General features: G+C 64.1%; 18 protein-coding genes. 8 read left to right on the top strand and 10 right to left on the bottom strand.

Features of this window, described 5'->3' with window-relative positions:
- Nucleotides 1-107: 107 nt before the first annotated feature.
- From QM467_RS02180 to QM467_RS02155, 6 genes are all read left to right on the top strand, one after another.
- Nucleotides 108-707 carry a DUF1285 domain-containing protein gene (locus QM467_RS02180; protein ID WP_283364637.1) on the top strand — a complete coding sequence of 200 codons (600 nt, stop codon included), beginning with the start codon at nt 108-110 and terminating at the stop codon, nt 705-707.
- Nucleotides 704-1,354: a CoA pyrophosphatase gene (locus QM467_RS02175; protein WP_283364636.1), complete on the top strand. Its 651-nt coding sequence runs from the start codon at nt 704-706 to the stop codon at nt 1,352-1,354. The genes QM467_RS02180 and QM467_RS02175 overlap by 4 nt, the downstream gene beginning before the upstream one ends.
- Nucleotides 1,355-1,615: a DUF6111 family protein gene (locus tag QM467_RS02170; protein ID WP_283364635.1), complete on the top strand. Its 261-nt coding sequence runs from the start codon at nt 1,355-1,357 to the stop codon at nt 1,613-1,615. It begins immediately after the preceding gene.
- A complete protein-coding gene (locus QM467_RS02165) occupies nt 1,612-2,898 on the top strand; it encodes a CCA tRNA nucleotidyltransferase (RefSeq protein WP_283364634.1) in 1,287 nt (428 codons plus the stop codon). Before QM467_RS02170 ends, QM467_RS02165 begins: the two co-directional genes overlap by 4 nt.
- 42 nt (nt 2,899-2,940) lie before the next feature.
- On the top strand, nt 2,941-3,198 hold the full coding sequence (locus QM467_RS02160; protein ID WP_283364633.1) for a hypothetical protein: 258 nt from the start codon (nt 2,941-2,943) through the stop codon (nt 3,196-3,198).
- Between the two features lie 294 nt (nt 3,199-3,492).
- Nucleotides 3,493-4,170, top strand: a complete 678-nt coding sequence (locus tag QM467_RS02155) for an outer membrane protein (RefSeq protein WP_283364632.1) — start codon at nt 3,493-3,495, stop codon at nt 4,168-4,170.
- A 235-nt stretch (nt 4,171-4,405) separates the two neighbouring features.
- On the opposite strand, the gene QM467_RS02150 is transcribed toward QM467_RS02155, so the two are convergent.
- The 8 genes from QM467_RS02150 to QM467_RS02115 all read right to left on the bottom strand — a co-directional run bounded on the left by QM467_RS02150 (nt 4,406) and on the right by QM467_RS02115 (nt 11,116).
- A complete protein-coding gene (locus tag QM467_RS02150) occupies nt 4,406-5,011 on the bottom strand; it encodes a glutathione S-transferase N-terminal domain-containing protein (RefSeq protein WP_283364631.1) in 606 nt (201 codons plus the stop codon).
- A 121-nt stretch (nt 5,012-5,132) separates the two neighbouring features.
- On the bottom strand, nt 5,133-5,345 hold the full coding sequence (locus QM467_RS02145) for a cold-shock protein (RefSeq protein WP_283364630.1): 213 nt from the start codon (nt 5,343-5,345) through the stop codon (nt 5,133-5,135).
- A 279-nt stretch (nt 5,346-5,624) separates the two neighbouring features.
- The gene (locus QM467_RS02140) at nt 5,625-6,461 is read right to left on the bottom strand and encodes a 23S rRNA (adenine(2030)-N(6))-methyltransferase RlmJ (RefSeq protein ID WP_283364629.1); all 837 of its coding nucleotides are present in this window, start codon (nt 6,459-6,461) and stop codon (nt 5,625-5,627) included.
- Nucleotides 6,458-7,213 carry a ribonuclease T2 gene (locus QM467_RS02135; RefSeq protein WP_283364628.1) on the bottom strand — a complete coding sequence of 252 codons (756 nt, stop codon included), beginning with the start codon at nt 7,211-7,213 and terminating at the stop codon, nt 6,458-6,460. Before QM467_RS02135 ends, QM467_RS02140 begins: the two co-directional genes overlap by 4 nt.
- Nucleotides 7,214-7,238: 25 nt before the next feature.
- Nucleotides 7,239-7,709, bottom strand: a complete 471-nt coding sequence (locus QM467_RS02130; RefSeq protein ID WP_283364627.1) for a hypothetical protein — start codon at nt 7,707-7,709, stop codon at nt 7,239-7,241.
- 53 nt (nt 7,710-7,762) lie between these two features.
- Complete coding sequence (locus QM467_RS02125) at nt 7,763-8,659, bottom strand: WecB/TagA/CpsF family glycosyltransferase (RefSeq protein WP_283364626.1); 897 nt, start codon at nt 8,657-8,659, stop codon at nt 7,763-7,765.
- Nucleotides 8,660-8,969: 310 nt separating this feature from the next.
- Nucleotides 8,970-10,550: a peptide chain release factor 3 gene (locus tag QM467_RS02120; RefSeq protein ID WP_283364625.1), complete on the bottom strand. Its 1,581-nt coding sequence runs from the start codon at nt 10,548-10,550 to the stop codon at nt 8,970-8,972.
- A gap of 89 nt (nt 10,551-10,639) precedes the next feature.
- On the bottom strand, nt 10,640-11,116 hold the full coding sequence (locus QM467_RS02115; protein WP_283364624.1) for a ferritin-like domain-containing protein: 477 nt from the start codon (nt 11,114-11,116) through the stop codon (nt 10,640-10,642).
- A gap of 246 nt (nt 11,117-11,362) precedes the next feature.
- On the opposite strand from QM467_RS02115, the gene QM467_RS02110 reads away from it, so the two are divergent.
- Together QM467_RS02110 and QM467_RS02105 are read left to right on the top strand one after the other, a co-directional pair.
- Nucleotides 11,363-13,249, top strand: coding sequence for an alpha/beta hydrolase (locus QM467_RS02110; protein WP_283364623.1), 1,887 nt, complete (start codon nt 11,363-11,365; stop codon nt 13,247-13,249).
- Nucleotides 13,250-13,330: 81 nt separating this feature from the next.
- Nucleotides 13,331-13,831, top strand: a complete 501-nt coding sequence (locus tag QM467_RS02105; RefSeq protein WP_283364622.1) for a hypothetical protein — start codon at nt 13,331-13,333, stop codon at nt 13,829-13,831.
- Here QM467_RS02105 and QM467_RS02100 read toward each other — a convergent pair.
- Nucleotides 13,793-17,005: an efflux RND transporter permease subunit gene (locus tag QM467_RS02100; protein WP_283364621.1), complete on the bottom strand. Its 3,213-nt coding sequence runs from the start codon at nt 17,003-17,005 to the stop codon at nt 13,793-13,795. The genes QM467_RS02105 and QM467_RS02100 overlap by 39 nt on opposite strands.
- A 56-nt stretch (nt 17,006-17,061) precedes the next feature.
- Nucleotides 17,062-18,192, bottom strand: a complete 1,131-nt coding sequence (locus QM467_RS02095) for an efflux RND transporter periplasmic adaptor subunit (RefSeq protein ID WP_283364620.1) — start codon at nt 18,190-18,192, stop codon at nt 17,062-17,064.
- Nucleotides 18,193-18,334 lie beyond the last annotated feature (142 nt).

Raw genomic sequence — 18,334 nt, 5'->3', positions numbered from 1 at the left:
AGGCTGGCTCCCGCCGCCGGAGAACCAGATAATAGGCGCCGCTTCTCCATTCACGGCGTAAAATGCCGCCCAAATCAAGGCGGCGCGCCCGCCTTTGAAGGCCTATGATGAACGATAACGCCAAGCCCGCCCCGGCAAACGCATCCGATCCCCTTCAAGGGCTCGCCGCCGTGCGAAAGACGCGCGGGCCAGCGCCGGTCCATTTATGGAACCCGCCTTATTGCGGCGAGATCGACATGCGCATCGCCCGCGACGGAACCTGGTTCTACAATGGCACGCCAATCGGCCGCCCCGCTCTGGTTCAACTATTCGCCAGCGTGCTGCGCAAGGACCCCGAGCGCTTCGTGCTGGTGACGCCGGTGGAGCGCGTCGGCATCGTGGTGGAGGACGCGCCCTTCCTTGGCGTCGAACTTTTGCGCGATGGCGAGGGCGCGGCCCAGTCCTTGCGATTACGCACCAATGTCGATGACTGGATCGATATTTCGGACAAAAATCCGCTGAAATTCCTGCCCGGCGAAAGCGGGGGGCTGAAGCCCTATGTGCTGGTGCGCGGCGAGTTATGGGCCCTGGTCAAGCGTGCGCTGTTCTATGATCTCGTCTCCTGGGGCGAAGCCCGGGACGTCGCGGGCGAGGAGATGTTCGGCGTATTCTCGGGCGGCGCCTTTTTCGCCATGGCGCCCATGCGCGACATCGCGGATTTCACATGAGCGGTCCTTTCGACACCGCGGATTTTTTGGCTCGCGCCCGGGCGCATCTGCGTCAGGGCTGGCCGGAGGAGGCTTTCGATCCCATGATGCGGCCGCATCACGGCGACCATAAGCTGAATGAGCCCTTGCCCGGCGAAGCCGCGTTGCTGCCTGCCCCGGCGCGTCCCGCCGCCGTGCTCGCGCCGGTGGTTTTTCGCGGGGGCGAGGCGCGGCTGCTATTGACCCGGCGCGCCGGGTCGCTGCGCGACCATTCCGGTCAGATCGCCTTTCCCGGCGGCAAGATCGAGCCCGGCGAATCCCCGCTCGACGCCGCCCTGCGCGAGGCGGAGGAAGAAATCGGCCTCGGGCGCGACAAGGTCGAAATACTCGGCTGCCTCGATCCCTATCAGACCAGCACGGGCTTCCGCGTCTTTCCGCTGGTGGGCATCGCCCATCCGCCGTTCGACCTCGCCGTGAACGCGCAGGAGGTGGACGAAGTGTTCGAAACGCCCTTGTCCTTCCTGATGAACGGCGCCAACCACCAGCGTCATTTCCGGGAATGGCAGGGGAAACGCCGCCAATTTTACGCCATGCCCTATGAAAACCGCTATATCTGGGGCGCGACGGCGGGCATGATCCGCAATCTTTATGAGAGGCTTTATCCCTAGATGGCGCGTTCGCTTCTCGAATCGCTCGGCCTGTTCGCCGCGCCTTTCCTCCTCTACGCCCTGTTCCTCATCTACCGCTCCCGTCACCCGCTGGTCGTCGCCCATTGGTCGCGCGGCGCCCTGTTCTGGCTGACGCTGGCTGGCCTCTGCCTGGCGATCGCGGGCTTCCTCTACGCGGGCTTTTTCGGCGCAAATAGCGCGGGCGTCTATGTGCCGGCCCATATTGAAAACGGCCGCCTGACGCCGGGGCGCTTCCAGTGACGGCGGAGCGCGAGGAGGCTCTCAAGGCCCTGCTCGACCGTCCGGGGCTGCACAAGGTCTTCGCCGCGTTGGAGGGCGACGAACTGCGCATCGTCGGCGGCGCCGTGCGCAACGCCCTGCTCGGCCAACCCGTCGCCGACATTGACCTCGCGGTCGCGGCCGAGCCGCAGGTCGTCGTCGAAAAGGCCGAGCGCGCGGGGGTCCGCGTCGTGCCGACCGGCATCGACCACGGCACCGTGACGCTGATCCTCGAAGGCGCCCATTTCGAGGTCACGTCGCTGCGCGAGGATGTCGAGACCGACGGGCGCCGCGCCATCGTGCGGTTCGGCGGCGATTTCGCCGCCGACGCCCGTCGCCGCGACTTCACGATCAATGCGCTGTCTGTGGACGCGCAGGGCAGGCTTTACGATTATGTCGGCGGCCTGGACGATCTCGCCACGCGGCGGGTGCGCTTCATCGGAGATCCACAGCAGCGCATCGCGGAGGATTATCTTCGCATCCTGCGCTTTTTCCGCTTCTCGGGCATTTACGGCGAAGGCCCGCTCGACGCGGAAGGTTTTGCCGCCTGCATCGCCCAAAGGGCCGGGATCGCAAATCTGTCGCGCGAACGGCTGGGCGGCGAAATGCTGAAAATCCTGGCCTCGCCACGGCCCTGCGCCGTCGTCGAGGCCATGAGCAAGGCCGGGCTGCTCAGTTTTCTGGGCGTCGCGCCCTGGCCTGCGCGTTACCGGCGGCTCACCGCGCTTCTTGAAACGCGGCGCGCCGCCGACGCGCTATTGTCGCTGGCCTCCCTCGCCTTGCACAGTGAGCCGGATTCCGAACGCCTGACCGAGTCCCTTCGCCTGTCGCGCGCACAAAAACGCCGCCTCGCCGGCATGGCCAAGGTCGCGGCCGCTTGGCATGGCGCCGGCGAAGCGCCAGCGGCGGCGCATTTGCGCGAACAATTGTTCCTGCATGGCGCGCAGGCGGCGCGCGACGGACTCATGCTGGTTCAAGCCGAAAGCCCGGCCGCGCCGGAAGACCAGGAATTTCTCGCAGCCGACGCCTTTCTGCGCGACACGCCGGCGCCGAAGGTCCCCTTCGCCGCAACGGACCTGATCGCGCGGGGCGTCAAGCAGGGCGCGGGACTCGGCGCGGGCCTCAAGCGCCTGCAAGCGGCGTGGATCCGCGCCGGCTTTCCGCAGGATCCCAAAACCATAGCCGCCCTGATCGACGAGTCCTGCGGCGCCGACCGGCGCGATTCCGCGCCGCAAGAATCCGGCTGGACGCGGCCTCGCCATTAGTGGTTTAATTTCGCGGTCAATTGGGGCCCTCACAGGACGCGAATGGCCGTCGAACGCAAAGAGCCAGGCGACATCGCCGCGCGCATGGCCGCCAATCTGCAGCGGGTCCCGCGCGGGCGGCGCGAGGACGGATTCAAACGCGAATCCTATACATTGCCGCGCGAAAAGGCGCGCGAAAAGGCGCGCGAAATCTTCGCCTCTTTTCCCAAGGCCGCCTATATGACCGAAATCGAGTCCTGGCGGGAGCTTGCCGACGGGCGGATCGAATTCACCATGCGTCGCCTGCCGAGCGCCGATTGACGGACAAAACGCAGACCCTTCCGGCGAGATCAAACAAAATATCTTTATTAACCAATCTATTTTTGCGCTCATCCTGATGATGACAGGTATTTGGCGGAAATTGAAACAATCTTAACCAAATAAACTTGAGAAAGTTTGGTTAAATTTGCGAAGCGCCCCTTAATGCAATCTTCGCCATACGGCCAACAAATTCCCTAACCTCGATAAACCATTTATTTTTACACTCCAATTACCATTGCAATTCTAAATCACTCCAGACGGCCCGTTAACGAGCCTCGATCTGGAGTTTGTGTGATGAAAAAGGTTTCGATCGCCGTGATCGGCGGAGCGGCGATGTCCATCGCCTCGCTGGCGCAGGCCGCCGATCTGCCCTATCGCAGCGCCGCGCCCGGCAATTACGACTATCCGCCCTCTTTCACCTGGACCGGCTTTTACGCCGGCCTGAACACGGGCGCCGGCATCGGCGGGTTCAACGGCTCGGGCGCGCCCTATTTCGGCAGCGATCCGAAGGGCTGGCTGCTCGGCTTCACCGCCGGCTATAATTATCAGCAGGGCAATCTGCTGATGGGCGGCGAAGCCGATTTCGACTGGTCCCGCATCGCGTCCGACGCCACGGTCTACCCCGGCGTGACCTCGACCGGCATCGTCCAGAACATGAGCACGATCCGCGCGCGCTTCGGCTATACGATGGACCGGATCCTGATTTTCGGAACAGGCGGCTATGCCGGCGCCAGCATTCGCGGCGTGCTCAACAATGTCCCGCGCGGCGCCGTCGCCGACCAGTCCTATTGGGCAAATGGCTTCGCCTTGGGCTTCGGCGCCGAATATGCGATCACGCCCCATATCACCGCCAAGGCCGAATATATCTATACGTCCTTGGGCTCCAACACCTATTTCGCCGGCACGCCGAACGTGTCTTCGGTCGGCGCCAACATCAACCTGCTGCGCGCGGGCGTGAACTACAAGTTCTGACGCGCGCAATCATCGCGCCAACCGTCCGCGGCCGCCGTTCCAAGCGGCTAGCCGCGGGCAGGATTTGCCCAAGAAAAGACCTCCCGACGACTTGAGACCCGGCCTCGCGCCGGGATTTTCAGTTCAGGCCCAGGTCTTCGGGACCAAGTCTTCAGGCCCAAGTCTTCGGGACCAGATCTTCAGGCCCAGGTCTTCAAGCCCAGGTCTTCAAGCCCAGGTCTTCAAGCCCAGGTCTTCAGGCTTTGGTCGCAGCATAGGCCGGAACAGCCGCGGCGAAGGCGTCGAGCCAGGCTGCGAGCCGGGGATGGCCGGCGCGCCAGGCGCCTTCGAAACGCAGGTCGAGATAGCCAAGCGCGCTGGCCAGCGCGACGGCGCCGATATCCGCCTGCGCCGGAGCAGCCACGGCAGCCGGCGGCGCGGCCTCCAGAGCGGCGAGGGCGCGCTCGACCTTGCCGCGCTGAAGCGCGACCCAGCTGGCGCTGCGCTCGTTCTCCGCGCGCATCCGGTTTTCATAGACTTGCAAGAGGCTGGCGTCGGCCAGGCCGTCGGCCAGGGCTTCGAGCGTCAGCGCGGCGAAACGCGCGTCCCGTTCGCTGGGGATGAGGCCGCCGCCCGCGAGATCGTCCAGGAAAGCGACGATCACCGCGCTGTCATAGACGCACACGCCGTCGTCGCGTTCCAACGTCGGAATCTTGCCGAGCGGGTTTTTCTGGCGAATGGCGTCCTGCGGATTGACCGTATCGGTGATGACCAGCTCGATCCTGTCGTCGAGACCGAGCAGCGAGGCGGCGATGCGCACTTTACGCGAATAGGGCGAAGGCGGCGAAAAATACAGCTTCATGGCGCGAACTCCGGCGGCGCAAGACATATGCGCGAGAATCGGGACGCCAAAGGCGATACCAATTCTCGCGCAAGCTGCAAGTCATTCACGCTGTAAGTCGTTCACGCGCCGTCGCGCGCGATCATTCCAGATGCAGGTTGACGGCCTTTGGCCCCTTCCCCTTCTTGTCCGGCTCGACCTCGAAGGTGATCGTCTGCCCCTCGTTCAGAGAGGCGAGACCCGCCTGTTCGACGGCGGTGATGTGAACGAAAATGTCCCGCCCCCCGTCGTTGGGCTTGATGAAGCCGTACCCTTTGTCGACATTGAAAAACTTGATCGTGCCCGTTTGCGCCATGACGCTTTTCCTCCGGTCGTGGCCGATCGTTCGGGCAGGGCGCCGGCGCGGCGCTGGATTGCAATTCCAATATGCAGTCCACCCGGTCCGAAAAGGTCGGCCGATTGGCGGATCGCCTTGCTTTGTGAATGCTTTTTATCGCAAGACGGGCTGCGCTTTTTTTGTCGTCAGCCCCTTCGCCGAAGCGAAGCCTCCCCCAATTGCGCTCAGGTTGCGGCAGAATCCGGCGCTTGGCAAGTCTCCCGTTATGGCGCCAAGGCGCCTAGTCAAACCTCGCGCTCAAGCCGCACCATAACGCTCCATGAAAAACGCCGCGCCCGGCCCGCGCGCCAGCCGGAGCGTCAGCGCCGGAAGCAAAACTTTCAATTCTTCTTCAAGCACATAGGGCGGATGGACGATCAACAGGCCGGTGCGCGCCAGCGGACGGCCGGGCTGCGGCGCCTCGACCTGAAGATCGACACGCAGGCAATCTGGCGCCTCCGCCGCGATGGCGCGGCAAAACGCGTCCGCCACTTCCGGCTCCTTGACGGGCTGCCAGACCATATAGGTTCCGCCCGGCCATTTGCGCAGCCCCGCCAGCAGCGAGTCAAAGGCGCGCTCATATTCGTCGCGCCGCTCGAAGGGCGGATCGATCAGCACGAGCCCGCGCCGTTCCACCGGCGGGACATAGGCCTTGAGGCCGGTATAGCCGTCGATCTCGATGGTCTTTACGCGCGCGTCGCGGCCCAGCGCCCGGCGCAGGCCGTGCGCGGCCTGCGGCAGCAATTCGCAGAAGGCCGCGCGATCCTGCGGACGCATCAGGGCCTGGGCGATCAGCGGCGAGCCGGGATAGAATTTCGGCGCGCCCGCCGCCCGGACCGCGTCGAGGTAGGGCGCCAGCAAGTCCCCCGCCGCGCCGGGAACCGGGTCGTCAAGCAGGCGCAGGATTCCGTCCTTCGCCTCGTTGGAGCGCGCCGCCTCCGGTCCCGCGAGATCGTAAAGGCCCGCGCCGGCATGAGTGTCGATGACGCGGAACGGCTTGTCCTTGCGGCGCAGGTAAAGCAACGCGCGCGTCAAGGCGGCATGTTTCAGGACGTCGGCGAAATTGCCCGCGTGGAACTCGTGGCGATAGTTCATTGCGCGGCGGGCATGACGATGCTCTGGCTGCGGCAGCCCTGACGCACGACTTCCGGGCAGGCGACGAAAGCGCGCAGATCCCGCGAGAGGCAGAAACGCGCCTCCTGAAACGTCCCCCGCCGGCAGACCACGGCCATCATGCCGGGCCGAAGCCGGGGATTGGCGTCGATGAAGGCGCGCTGGATATCAAGAGGCGAGACTTCCCGATCCTCTTGCGGCCCCTTGAAGGCTTGCGGGATGGCGACACCATCGCGGGCCGCGCGGACATCGGCGAAATAACCGGAGGGGCTCTTGCCGGAGCACAGGCCGTGCTGGCGCCATTCATGACGGGCCAGTCCTTGATCGGGATAGAGATCGCCCAGACCGGACAGGACCGAAAAAGGCAGGAAGCCGTCGCCGCCGCAACGGCTGGGATAGCCGTTCTGATATTGCGGCCACAGGCCATGCGTGACGAATCCGGGATTGGCGCCCGGCGCGCACTGGGCCGACGAGCGCTGGGATCCGCCGGTGGCGCAGAAGGCGGGGGACCAGGACAGGGCCAGCACATAGAAATCGAAATCGCCCGAAGGCGCGCCGCCGCCCCGACGCGGTCCGGGCCATTGCCGCGGCGCCGGGGCGTCCGGCGCGGGCGCTACGGAAGGCTCGCCCGGCGAAGGCCTCTGGTCGGCGCAATTGTCGAGAATGCAATCGCTGGCCGCCAGCGCCTGGGTCGCAGTGCAGGCCAGCAGAGCCGCGACAAGCAGGCTTTTCATCCGCGGACCCGCCATGTCGAGGACCTTACGGGCCCACGCCTTCGCAATTCGGCGAATAGGCGTGATAGCGGTCGAGCCCGATGACGCACCATTCGACGCCACGGCCGATTCCGGCGAAACCGCCGCGCTCGATGAGATTATATTTCAACGTGCGCTCGCGCTGGTCGTTGAACATGGCTCTGGCCGCGCAAAAGCGACGCGGAACCAGGTCTGGGCCATTGCTGCGGAAGCCAGTCTCGCGGATGGCGGTGAAGCCCGTGATCTGCAAGGGCGAATTGAAGCCGAAGGCTTCGGCGTCATGGAGCCGCGCGGCGATCTCCTGGAGCGTGATCCAGTCATCGCAGCCCGGCATCTTGCCGTCATAGGGAAGCGTGAAGAATTCTTCCGCGGGCTGGAGCGGGCGGGCGACGGCAGAACCCGCGCAAAGCGACAAAGCCAAGCTCGCGCAGAACGAAAAGATGGTGGCGGCCACAATGGCGTGACGCGTAGGCTGCATGGAATCCCCCGGCTGCGAACGCGATCGACGATGCGCAAAGAACCGCGGGCGCGTCAAGGCGCTTTTCGCGCCAAACGCCTTTCTACCGGCCAGCCAGCCCCATTCGGCCCGAGCGCGTGGCCGTGGAACAACAGCGAGCCGCTGTTGCGCACGGTTTCAATCGCCCGTTGGCCCTTCACTCGAAAGGAGGCGAGACTTTGCCTGACCCGAAGTCCCGCCAGCAGCGCCGCGCACTGAAAATAGCGTCCCGCCATGCGGCGCGGCTGGGTCGCAAGCCGCCACGCCCACTCCATGCCCACGGACTGGACGAAGACAGGCGCCCGGATCTGGGCGCCCGACTGGAAATCCGCCGCTGCGCCGACGCAAACGAATCCGATTTCGGGATGGCTTTGCGCTACGCGGTCGGCGAAGAGCTCCTGCTTGGGCGCGCCGAGGCAGACGAAACAAAGTCGCGCGCCGCTCGCGGCGATCGCGGCGCCGGCGGCGTCGGCAGCGCTGGAGAAGGGATCAAAGCCGAAAGCGGGGCTGGCGACATAGACCACGTCGAGCCCCGGGGCCAGCGCCCGCAGCCGGTCCGCCGCAGCTTCGAGGCTTTCCGGCGTGGAGCCGAACAGGGCGACCGGAATCTTGTCATGCGCGGCCATGCGGCAAAGCGGGACGAGGAGATCGGCGCCCGTGGCGCGCCGAACCGATCGCGTCTGCTGGCGCGCCAGGGCGGCGACGGGCGCGCCATCGGCCGATACGAAATTCATGCGTTCATAGGCCGCACCGAAGGCTGAATCCGAGCGCAGCTTGACCAGATGATCGAGATTGAGCGTGGCGAAATTGAAACCACGACGGGCTCGCAGCCGCGCCCGCACGCAGGCGACGGCGTCATCGAGCGTGCAAATATTGATTGCATGCCCGTCGACGTGAGCGACGGCATCATGACGCGCGCCATCCCGATGCATTGAGTCCCCTCCACAAGGTCTTCTCTCGTGGAATGCAATCTATCTATACGGACAACATTTTCAATGTGGCCTCTTATACGTCATATTTTCAAATTCTTAGCTGTAACCCAGCTTTTTAGCCTTCAAGTCGCAAATATGTTTCATATGAGTACTTGTATGGATCAATTGAAAACGCCGGAATCGGCGCCTGTCTCAAAATGGCGCATTTTCAGGCTGCGAAAAATTTTATTCAAATCAACTGCATAGTAAATTTCGCGCCGCAGCGGAGCCCCGGCGCGCCAGTCGTTGCGACACGCAGCGGCAGTCGCCGTTACGCCTTGCCGACCTGGTAATCCTTGATGTCGTCGAATTTGATCGCCGGCCAGCGCTCCTGGTCGTAGCGCAAGTTGAAGGCCGATTGCGCCAGAAAGACCGGCGCCCCGTCGAGATCATGGGCCATGGACGACGGATAGGCGCGCACGAACTTCTCCAGCTCGGCCGGATCGTCGGCGCTCACCCAGCGACAGATCTCGAAACGGCTGGTCTCGAAACTGACCGGCAGGCCATATTCCGCCTGCAGGCGCTCGCTCAGCACGTCGAGTTGCAGCGCGCCGACGACGCCGACCATGGCGGGCGATCCGTCATGCGGCAAGAAGAGCTGCACCACGCCCTCCTCCGCCATCTGCTGCAAGGCCTCGCGCAATTTCTTGGCCTTCATGGCGTCGCCGAGTTTTACGCGGCGTAGAATCTCGGGCGCGAAGCTTGGCACGCCGCGAAAGACCAGATTCTCGCCCTCGGTCAAGGTGTCGCCGATGCGTAGCGCGCCGTGATTGGGAATGCCGACCACGTCGCCCGCAAAAGCCTCTTCGGCGAGCTGGCGGTCCTGCGCAAAGAAGAATTGCGGCGCGTTGAGCGCGATATTCTTGCCGGTGCGCGACAGCCGCGCCTTCATGCCGCGCAGCAGCCGGCCCGAAGTCACGCGCAGAAAGGCGATGCGGTCGCGGTGGTTGGGATCCATATTCGCCTGAATCTTGAACACGAAGCCGGTCATCTTGTTTTCGCGCGGATCGACCGTGCGGGTGGACGCGGCGACCGGCTGCGGCGGCGGCGCGAATTCCGCGAGGGCGTCGATCAGGTCCTGCACGCCGAATTTCTTCAGCGCCGAGCCGAAGAAGACTGGCGTGAGATGGCCTTCGAGAAAGGCGTCGACGTCGAACGGCTTTTGCGCCTCGCGCGCCAGTTCGATTTCCTCGGCCGCCAGCAAGGCGTCCGCCGTCGACGATATTTCCTCGATTTTCGGATCGTCCGGGCCGGAGACTTTGATCGGCTCGGCGTCCTCTTCCAGCCGACGCACGATATTGGCGCGCAGGTCATAGGTTCCGGCGAAGCTTCGTCCTCGCCCGATCGGCCAGGTCAGCGCCACGGTGTCGAGCGCCAGCGTTTTCTCGATTTCGTCGAGCAGGTCGAAGACGTCGCGCGACTCGCGGTCCATCTTGTTGACGAAGGTGATGATTGGAATGTCGCGCAGCCGGCAGACTTCAAACAGTTTTCGCGTACGCGCCTCGATGCCCTTGGCGGCGTCGATCACCATGATCGCGCTGTCGACCGCGGTGAGCGTGCGGTAGGTGTCTTCGGAGAAGTCCTCGTGGCCGGGCGTGTCGAGCAGGTTGTAGACGCAGTCGCCATATTCGAAGGTCATCACGGAGGTGACGACCGAAATGCCGCGCTCGCGCTCGATGCCCATCCAGTCCGAGCGGGTCTGGCGGCGGTTGGCCTTGGCGCGCACCTCGCCCGCGAGCTGGATCGCGCCGCCGAACAGCAGCAGCTTTTCGGTGAGCGTGGTCTTGCCGGCGTCCGGATGCGAGATGATGGCGAAGGTGCGCCGACGCGCGACGGGATCTATATTTTTCATGACAAGCCGGGGCGGGAAAACGGGTCCCGGCTGATTAGCGCATGAGACGGCCGCAGCGCAAACTTATTGACGCGCCGCGAAGCGCGCGCTCACTCGGCGGAAGCCGACTGGCCGGCGTCGGCGGCTGCGATCCATTTCTTCAATTCGGCGACGTGTTCCGCCTCCTCATTGACGAATTCGGCGGCCAGAGCCTTGATCTCCGGATCATTCGCGCCATCGAGGACCGACCTGTAATAGTCATGGCCGGCCTTTTCGGCGGCGAGCGCAATCTCGAGCGCCTCGCGACGGCTCAGCATCGGGTCCGCGCCCCAGATCGCCGCAGCTTCCGGGCTTTCGAGATCGGGCCACACGAGATCCTGCGCCGCGATCTCAGGAATATCGCGGAAACCCGCGCGCGCCTTGGCGTCGGCGAGGTGCAGGCGGGAATAATCGGACAGGCGCCGAAACAATTGCCCGACTTCCTTGTTGCCGCCCGCTTCCATGGCGTCGGCCAATTCGCCGAAACGCGTCGCGGCTTCGTGTTCAAGATGAATGGAATAGGCCAGAAATTCCTCGACCGTCTGCATCGAATGTCTCCCGATCTGTCTGGCGTCGTTTTTCGATGACTTTTTCTTACTCCTGCTCCCTCAGGGAGCAAGCCGCTTTTTTATGCAAAACCTGGAATGCGGGCAGGCAAAGGCGCATCTTTGGAGCAAAAACGCCGAACAAATCCGCGAGAGACGGATGCGAGTTCAGTCTGGCGCGCGAAATGATGTAACCTTTGCGACGGCCTCCGCGTATCCCTTTCGGTTGCTCAACGCTGGACCAGACCCATGCCGCTCCGCCTCGCCTTCATCCTCGCCTTGCTTTGCTTCGCCGCCCCGGCCGGCGCGGCGGAAATCCGTTTGGCCGTCCCCTCCGCCTTCGCCGACGATTCTTTTGTGAAAAGCTTGCTGGCCAGCAAGATATTGGCTGGCGCGGGCGTGACAGTCGCGCCGAAGCCCGTGGCGAGCGACGCCGAGGCCCTGTCGGCGCTGGAAAAGGGCGAGGCCGACCTCGCCGTCTTCGCGCTCGATGGCGAGAACCGCCGCGCCTTGCAGAATTCGAGCGCCGCGACGACGCTACTGACCCGGCCCTTCATGTTCAAATCCGCCGAGGAGGTCTTCCTGATGCAGGATTCCTTTCTTGGCATGGCGGCGACGGCCGACGCCGGCCGGTCGGGCCTGTTCCCGCTGAAAATCTGGACTCATTCCATCACTTATCTCCTTACGCACGAGCCTATCCGCTCGGAGGAGGATTTTGCGCGCCTCAAGGTTGCGGCGGAAGATGGCGCGCCAGACGTCAGGATCCTGACCGCCGCCGGGGCGCGGCCGGCCGGGGCGATGGCTGCGATGGAACGCAACGGAGCCAATGCGATCGAGACGCGGCTTGGCGGACAGATCGCCGGTTTCGCGGCCAAAATGGACGGCAAGCTCTACCTCACTGTCGGCTGGCCGGAGACCGGCCTGCTCGCCGCCGCGCCGGATTTCTGGCGGCAGGCCCGGGAAATCGAGAAGAACGCGATCAAGACCACCGCCGAACAGGCCCGGGCCGACGCCAATTCCGCCATCAGGGCGCGCGAGGCCGCCTTCCTCCAGGCGCCCAATGTCGAAATCAGCCAGCTCGAACATGGCGCCCAGATGGAGCTGGCGATGCGCGCGGGCGGCGGCGGCGAGGCGGCGATGACCGAGGAAACCGCGCTGTGGGGCAAGGCGGAGAAGGAGGTTCACGGCCAGCCCTCCGCAGCACCCGCCGTCCCCGCGCCAAAAATGGCGATGAATTCGCCGGTGCTGTTCGCCACAGACCGAAATGACGAAAAGACAGCAATTCTGGCGACGCGTTTCGGCGCGCGCCGCCTCGATCCGTTCGAGTTCAGCTGCGGCTATCTGGGCGCCCCGGCCCGCCATTCCGGCGAGCCAAGCCTGCCGGCCGCGCCGCTCAGCCTCGTCAAAGGATCGGAAGACTGCGCCCGTGAAATCGTCGCGCGGACCCGCGCGGCGGGAGCCAAAAAAATCCTCTTCGTTATCCATGGCTTCAACATCGATTTCTCCGGTCTGATGTGGCGCGCTTTGCAAGTGGCTTCGGATCTCGACTATGACGGCGCCCTCGTCGGCTGGAGCTGGCCCTCGGAGGGCTCTGCCTTTTCCTATGCCTATGACGAGGATTCAAACGCGTGGAGCGAGCCTCATCTGGCTGAACTGGTGAGCGAGATCGCGGCGATTGCGCCGGATTTTCAGCTCGATTTCGTCGCTCACAGCATGGGCAACCGGATTCTGTTGCAGATGTTGCGCGAATTTGCGCAGGCGAAGTCCAGCATACGCATCGGCGCCGCCGTCTTCGCCGCGCCCGACATTTCGCAGGACGTGTTTCGTGAGCAATTGCGGCAGGCGCGCAAGATCGGCGCGCTGCGCACGCTCTACGCTTCGGAATATGACCGCGCGATCCTGATTTCGGAGAGCTATCACAAGGCTCCGCGCGCGGGCAGCGGCGGCGCCAATATCCTGGTGACCGGGGGCGTCGAATCCGTCGACACGCGCCTGTCGGGCCATTCCTATGTTTTCGACGAGCCCAAGGCGATCGAGGATTTCCGGAAGATCGTCAATCGCGAGACGGCGGCGCCGGGACGTGGCCTGCCCGCGCGCGAGAAGGCCGGGGCGGCCTATTGGGTGATCGAGCCATAGGGCCGAGCGGACGCCTCAGGCGCCGCGCCTTGACCAACGCCCGCCAAAATCCCCTATATTGCGGGCCGGGCGAACGGAAACATGGGCTATCTGATGGGGCGAAGCTGTGGCGATTGCAGTCTGTGCTGCAAGGTTCTGGGCGTCGGCGCGGTCCAGAAGAAAAACCTGACATGGTGCCAGCATTGCGACATCGGCAAGGGATGCAGGATTTATGAAACCCGACCGGAGGAATGCCGCGACTTCACATGCCTTTGGCTCGCCGACGCCTCCCTGCCGCCGGAATTCCAGCCGACACGGTCGCGTTTCGTGCCCTATTTCAAAGGCAAATGCCTCGTGATCGATTGCGACACGCCGGCCCGCAACATCCATCGCGACAAGAAATATGCGGCGCTATTCGCCCGGCTGGCCGCAAATCTCGAACCCCATGGCGGCTTTGTCTCGGTCTGTTACGGCGAACACATGGTTGCGATCACGCCGCGCGAGGTGTTCGACCTCGGCGCCACGCGGCGGACACATCAAATCAATGTTTCCTTCAATCCGGCCCTACGGATGATCGACAAGATTTCCGTCGAAATGATCTGAGATGACCCGGCCGCGCGAAGTGGCCTGGTGAACGTCCGGACTGTCGCCCGGCGCCACTGCGCCCTCGATTCCGGCGGGCTTCGCGTCGAGCAGTTCGCTACGGTCATGCTTGCGGGCGAGCAGCGAATAGACCGCCGGCGTGACGAACAGGGTGAAGATCGTGCCGACGCTCATGCCCGCGCCGATCACGATGCCAATGGCGGAGCGGCTGCGCGCTCCGGCGCCCGAGGCGATGATGAGCGGGATCATGCCGACGACCATGGCCGCCGTGGTCATCAGGATCGGGCGCAAGCGCACGCCAGCGGCATGTTCGATCGCCTCGCGCGGCGACAGGCCTTCGCGCCGCTGCATCTGATTGGCGAAATCCACCATCAGGATGCCGTGTTTGGAAATCAGGCCAATCAGGGTCATCAGGCCGATCTGGGTATAGATGTTGATCGAGGCCGCGCCGACCACGCCCATGATGTTCAGCGGCAGCAGCGCGCCGAACATCGAGGTCGGCAGCGCGACCAGCACGATGAAGGGATCGCGGAAGCTCTCAAATTGCGCCGCGAGCACCAGATAGATCACGATCAGCGAGAACACGAAGGCCAGCGCAAGCGTATTGCCCTCCTGCTTGAACTGACGGCTCTCGCCCTGGAAATCATAGCTGTAGCCTTCCGGGAACAGCTCCTTGGCCTTGCTCTCCAGGAAGGACAAGGTCTCGCCAAGCGTATGGCCCGGGAAGGGAACGCCCGACAGGGTCGCCGAATTGAGCTGCTGGAAGCTCGTCAGCGCATTGGGCTGGGTCTTTTCCTCGATGGTCACCACCGTCGAAAGCGGGATCAGGGCGCCGCCGGCAGTGCGCAGCTGATAGCGCTTGAGCCAGTCGTTGGTCAGGCGGAAATCGCGCGGCGTCTGGGGGATGACCTGATAGGAGCGCCCATCCAGATTGAAGCGGTTGACGTAATTGCCGCCGAGGAAGGTGGCGAGCGTCGCGCCAATGTCCTGCATGGTGACGCCGAGGCTGCTCGCCTTGGCGGCGTCGATCTTGACCTCAACCTGCGGCGTGTCGAATTTCAGGTCGCCGTCGGTGAAGATGAACAGGCCGCTCTTGCGCGCTTCGTCCTGCAGCTTTTCGAGCACGCCCGCCAGCGTGCGGTAATCGCCCGCCGTGCGGATGACGAATTGCACGGGCGGGCCGCCGGTCGAACCGGGCAAGGCCGGCAGCGAGAATGCGAAGATCTGCGCGCCGGTCTGATCGGCCAGCATGGGCTGCAAGCCTTGCAGGATCTGGCTCTGGGTGCGCTTGCGCTCGCTCCATGGCTTGAGCAGCAGGCCCGCGATGCCCGTGTTGACGCCCTGCGAGCCGTTGATCATGAAGACGTGGCTCTTTTCGTCGACCTTGTCGAAAACGTCCGTCTGCAGGCGCGAGGTGACCTTTTCGAGATAGTCGAGATTGGCGTATTGCGGCGACTTGACCATGGTCAGGAGAATGCCCTGATCCTCTTCCGGGGCCAGTTCGCGCGGTGTCGAGACATAAAGCACGCCAGTCAGCGCCAGCACGCCGACGAGGATCAGGATGGTCAGGGCGCGGAAATTCAGCGTCCGGTGCAGCAGGCGCTCATAGCGCTGGCGCAAGCCCTCGAACAAATCGTCCAGCACTTCCACGAAGCTGCGCCGCCCCACTCGCACGGCGCCGGGCGCGTGACGCTCGTGCGGGCGTAAAAGCTTCGAGCACATCATCGGCGACAGCGTGAGGGCGATGAAGCCCGAGACGACGACCGAACCGGCCAAAGTGAAGGCGAATTCCTTGAACAATGCGCCGGACAGGCCGGTCACGAAGCCGATCGGCGCATAGACTGCCGCGAGCGTGATGGTCATGCCGACCACCGGCGCGGAAATTTCCCGCGCGCCGACCAGCGCCGCCTCCCTGGGCGACAGACCGTCCTCAATATGGCGATAGATATTCTCGACCACCACGATGGCGTCGTCGACCACGAGACCGATGGCGAGCACGAAGGCGAGCAGCGTCAGCAGATTGATCGAATATCCGAGCAGCAGCATGAAACCCATGACGCCGATCATCGACAGCGGGATCGTGATGATCGGAATCAGCGTCGAGCGCAGGTCGCCCAAGAACAGGAAGATGACGACGATGACGATGAGCGCCGCTTCCAGCAGCGTCTTGGCGACTTCGTCGATCGAGGCGCGGATGAATTCCGTCGCGTCATAGGCGATCGCGCCCTTCACGCCCGACGGCAGAGCCGCCTGAATCGAGGGGAAGGCCTTGCGCACATCTTCGATCACCGTCAGCGGATTGGCTGTCGGCGTCGCATAGATGCCGATGAAGACCGCCTTCAGCCCGTCGAACACAGCAGAAGAATCGACGCTTTCCGGCCCCAGTTCGATATGGGCGACGTCGCCGAGGCGCACCAAAGCGTCGCCCTTGTTGAAAATGGTCAGCTGGGCGAAAGCCTGCGCGGTTTCCAGCGAGGTCAGGGCGTTGATGCTGGTTTGGGTGAAGTCGCTTTTGACCTGTCCCGCGGCGGAGGTGAAATTATTGACCAGCAGCGCGTTGCGGACGTCGGCGGCGGTGACGCCGCGCGCGGCCATCTTGTCGGGATCGAGCCAGACCCGCATGGCGAAATTCTGCCCGCCGATGATCTGGGCGCTGGCGACGCCGTCGATGGTCTGCAGGCGCGGCTGGACGACGCGAGTGATGTAGTCGGTGATCTGCGGCGGGGTCAGCGTGTCGGAATTGAACGACATATAGAGCAGCGCCGTGCCCTGCCCGGTCTGCTTGACGACAACCGGGTCATTCGACTCTTTCGGCAGGATATATTTGACCTGCGCGACCTTGGCGAGGACGTCGGTCATCGCGCGGTCGGCATTGGCGTTGAGGCGCAGGTTGAGCGTCACGGTCGAGACGTTCTGCTGCGAATTGGAGACGAGCGTGTCCACGCCCTCGGCGCTGGCGACCGCCTGCTCGATCGGGGTTGTGATGAAGCCCTTGATCAGGTCGGCGTTGGCGCCCGGATAGGTCGTGGTGACGGTGATCGTCGCCGAGGACAGCGCCGGATATTGCCGGATCTGAAGGTTGAAGCCTGCCTGCGCGCCGACCAGCAGGATCAGCAGGCTGACCACGATCGAGAGAACCGGCCGGCGAATGAACAGATCTGTAAAGGCGCCCATGGGTTGCGGTCTCTGAGTGTCGGTCTCGAAAAGCTTCTGCGCGGAGCAGCTTCAGCTTACTGCCTCGGCCGGACGGCCTGGGGCTTCATCGGCTTGTCCGCATCGATCTTGACTGGCGCATTGGGCTGCAGCTTGATCTGGCCCTCGGCCACGACCTTCTCGCCGGGCTTGACGCCCTCCAGCAGGACGATGCGGTCTTCGCGGGCGTCGCCGACCTTGACCGTCCGGCGCTCGACATGAAGCGGGCCCTCGAAGCCCCTGGCCGCGTCGTCCGGCACGACGACGAAGACGGAATCGCCATAAAGCGAAAAGGCCACCGCCGTGCGCGGCGCGGTGACGGCTTTGGCTGCCTCGCCGGTGGCGAAGTCGACATGGCCGAACATGCCGGGCATCAGCTTTTTGTCGGGATTGGCGAATTCCGCCCGCACCAGAACCGACCGCGTTGCGGGATCCACCCGCGCGTCGATATTGCTGATCTTGCCGCGGAAGGTCTTGCCTGCGAAGGCGTCGACATCGGCCACAACGTCCTGGCCAGCCGCCAGATGAGCGTAATTCTGCTCGGGAACCTGGAAGTCGAGATAGATCGGATCGAGCTGCTGCAGTGAAACCATCGCCGCGCCGGCGGCGACATATTGACCGACGTCGACCTTGCGGATGCCGAGCCGCCCCGCAAAGGGCGCCAGGATGGTCTTTTGGCCGATCAACGCGCGGGTGCGATCCTCGGCGCCGGCGGCCTGGTCGCGCACGGCCTGGGCGAGGTCGAAATTGGCCTTGGCCCCGACGCCGCTCGCCGACAGCGACTTCTGCCGCTCATAGGCAAGATTGGCGTTTTTCAGCATGGCGAGATTGGAGCGCAGGTCGGCCTGCTCGGTCGAGTCGTCGAGCCGCACCAGCAGCGCGCCCTTTTGCACGTCCTGCCCGTTCTGGAAGGCGATTTCAGCGACGACGCCCGCCACCTGGCTGGAGACGTCGATGCCCGGCACCGCGCGGAACGTGCCGATCGAGGACACGCTGGACGCCCAGTTTTCAGCCCGCGCCTCCTCCACCGCGACGCCGGCCACAGGACGCGGCATCGAGGAGATCGCCGCGCGCGCGAATTCCGGCTTGAGATTGAAATGGAAATGATAAATCCCGCCGACGAGCGCGGCGAGCACGACGAAGACGACAAGAAAGACAAATTTGCGCATCGACCGGACCAATTTCGCGCTTGCGGGCTCGAAGACCCGTGCGCGCTTTTACCGCATCGCGGCGCCGGCAGGCAAATTGCGATTGGGAAATAATGGTCAGAAGAACCGGCGGCATGAGCCATTTGGCGAAGCTGCCTAATTT

It is taken from the genome of Rhodoblastus sp. 17X3 (assembly GCF_030056575.1).
In the GTDB taxonomy this organism is placed as follows: Bacteria; Pseudomonadota; Alphaproteobacteria; order Rhizobiales; family Beijerinckiaceae; genus Rhodoblastus.
This window is presented reverse-complemented; position numbering and strand designations above follow the sequence as displayed.

What these genes read in the sequence shown, in the direction of transcription:
- QM467_RS02140 (WP_283364629.1), bottom strand. Translation starts at nt 6,461, where the DNA reads ATGAACTATCGCCACGAGTTCCACGCGGGCAATTTCGCCGACGTCCTG.
- QM467_RS02095 (WP_283364620.1), bottom strand. Translation starts at nt 18,192, where the DNA reads ATGCGCAAATTTGTCTTTCTTGTCGTCTTCGTCGTGCTCGCCGCGCTC.
- QM467_RS02105 (WP_283364622.1), top strand. Translation starts at nt 13,331, where the DNA reads ATGGGCTATCTGATGGGGCGAAGCTGTGGCGATTGCAGTCTGTGCTGC.
- QM467_RS02125 (WP_283364626.1), bottom strand. Translation starts at nt 8,659, where the DNA reads ATGCATCGGGATGGCGCGCGTCATGATGCCGTCGCTCACGTCGACGGG.
- QM467_RS02145 (WP_283364630.1), bottom strand. Translation starts at nt 5,345, where the DNA reads ATGGCGCAAACGGGCACGATCAAGTTTTTCAATGTCGACAAAGGGTAC.
- QM467_RS02180 (WP_283364637.1), top strand. Translation starts at nt 108, where the DNA reads ATGAACGATAACGCCAAGCCCGCCCCGGCAAACGCATCCGATCCCCTT.
- QM467_RS02130 (WP_283364627.1), bottom strand. Translation starts at nt 7,709, where the DNA reads ATGCAGCCTACGCGTCACGCCATTGTGGCCGCCACCATCTTTTCGTTC.
- QM467_RS02135 (WP_283364628.1), bottom strand. Translation starts at nt 7,213, where the DNA reads ATGAAAAGCCTGCTTGTCGCGGCTCTGCTGGCCTGCACTGCGACCCAG.
- QM467_RS02155 (WP_283364632.1), top strand. Translation starts at nt 3,493, where the DNA reads ATGAAAAAGGTTTCGATCGCCGTGATCGGCGGAGCGGCGATGTCCATC.
- QM467_RS02170 (WP_283364635.1), top strand. Translation starts at nt 1,355, where the DNA reads ATGGCGCGTTCGCTTCTCGAATCGCTCGGCCTGTTCGCCGCGCCTTTC.
- QM467_RS02120 (WP_283364625.1), bottom strand. Translation starts at nt 10,550, where the DNA reads ATGAAAAATATAGATCCCGTCGCGCGTCGGCGCACCTTCGCCATCATC.
- QM467_RS02100 (WP_283364621.1), bottom strand. Translation starts at nt 17,005, where the DNA reads ATGGGCGCCTTTACAGATCTGTTCATTCGCCGGCCGGTTCTCTCGATC.
- QM467_RS02110 (WP_283364623.1), top strand. Translation starts at nt 11,363, where the DNA reads ATGCCGCTCCGCCTCGCCTTCATCCTCGCCTTGCTTTGCTTCGCCGCC.
- QM467_RS02115 (WP_283364624.1), bottom strand. Translation starts at nt 11,116, where the DNA reads ATGCAGACGGTCGAGGAATTTCTGGCCTATTCCATTCATCTTGAACAC.
- QM467_RS02175 (WP_283364636.1), top strand. Translation starts at nt 704, where the DNA reads ATGAGCGGTCCTTTCGACACCGCGGATTTTTTGGCTCGCGCCCGGGCG.
- QM467_RS02160 (WP_283364633.1), top strand. Translation starts at nt 2,941, where the DNA reads ATGGCCGTCGAACGCAAAGAGCCAGGCGACATCGCCGCGCGCATGGCC.
- QM467_RS02150 (WP_283364631.1), bottom strand. Translation starts at nt 5,011, where the DNA reads ATGAAGCTGTATTTTTCGCCGCCTTCGCCCTATTCGCGTAAAGTGCGC.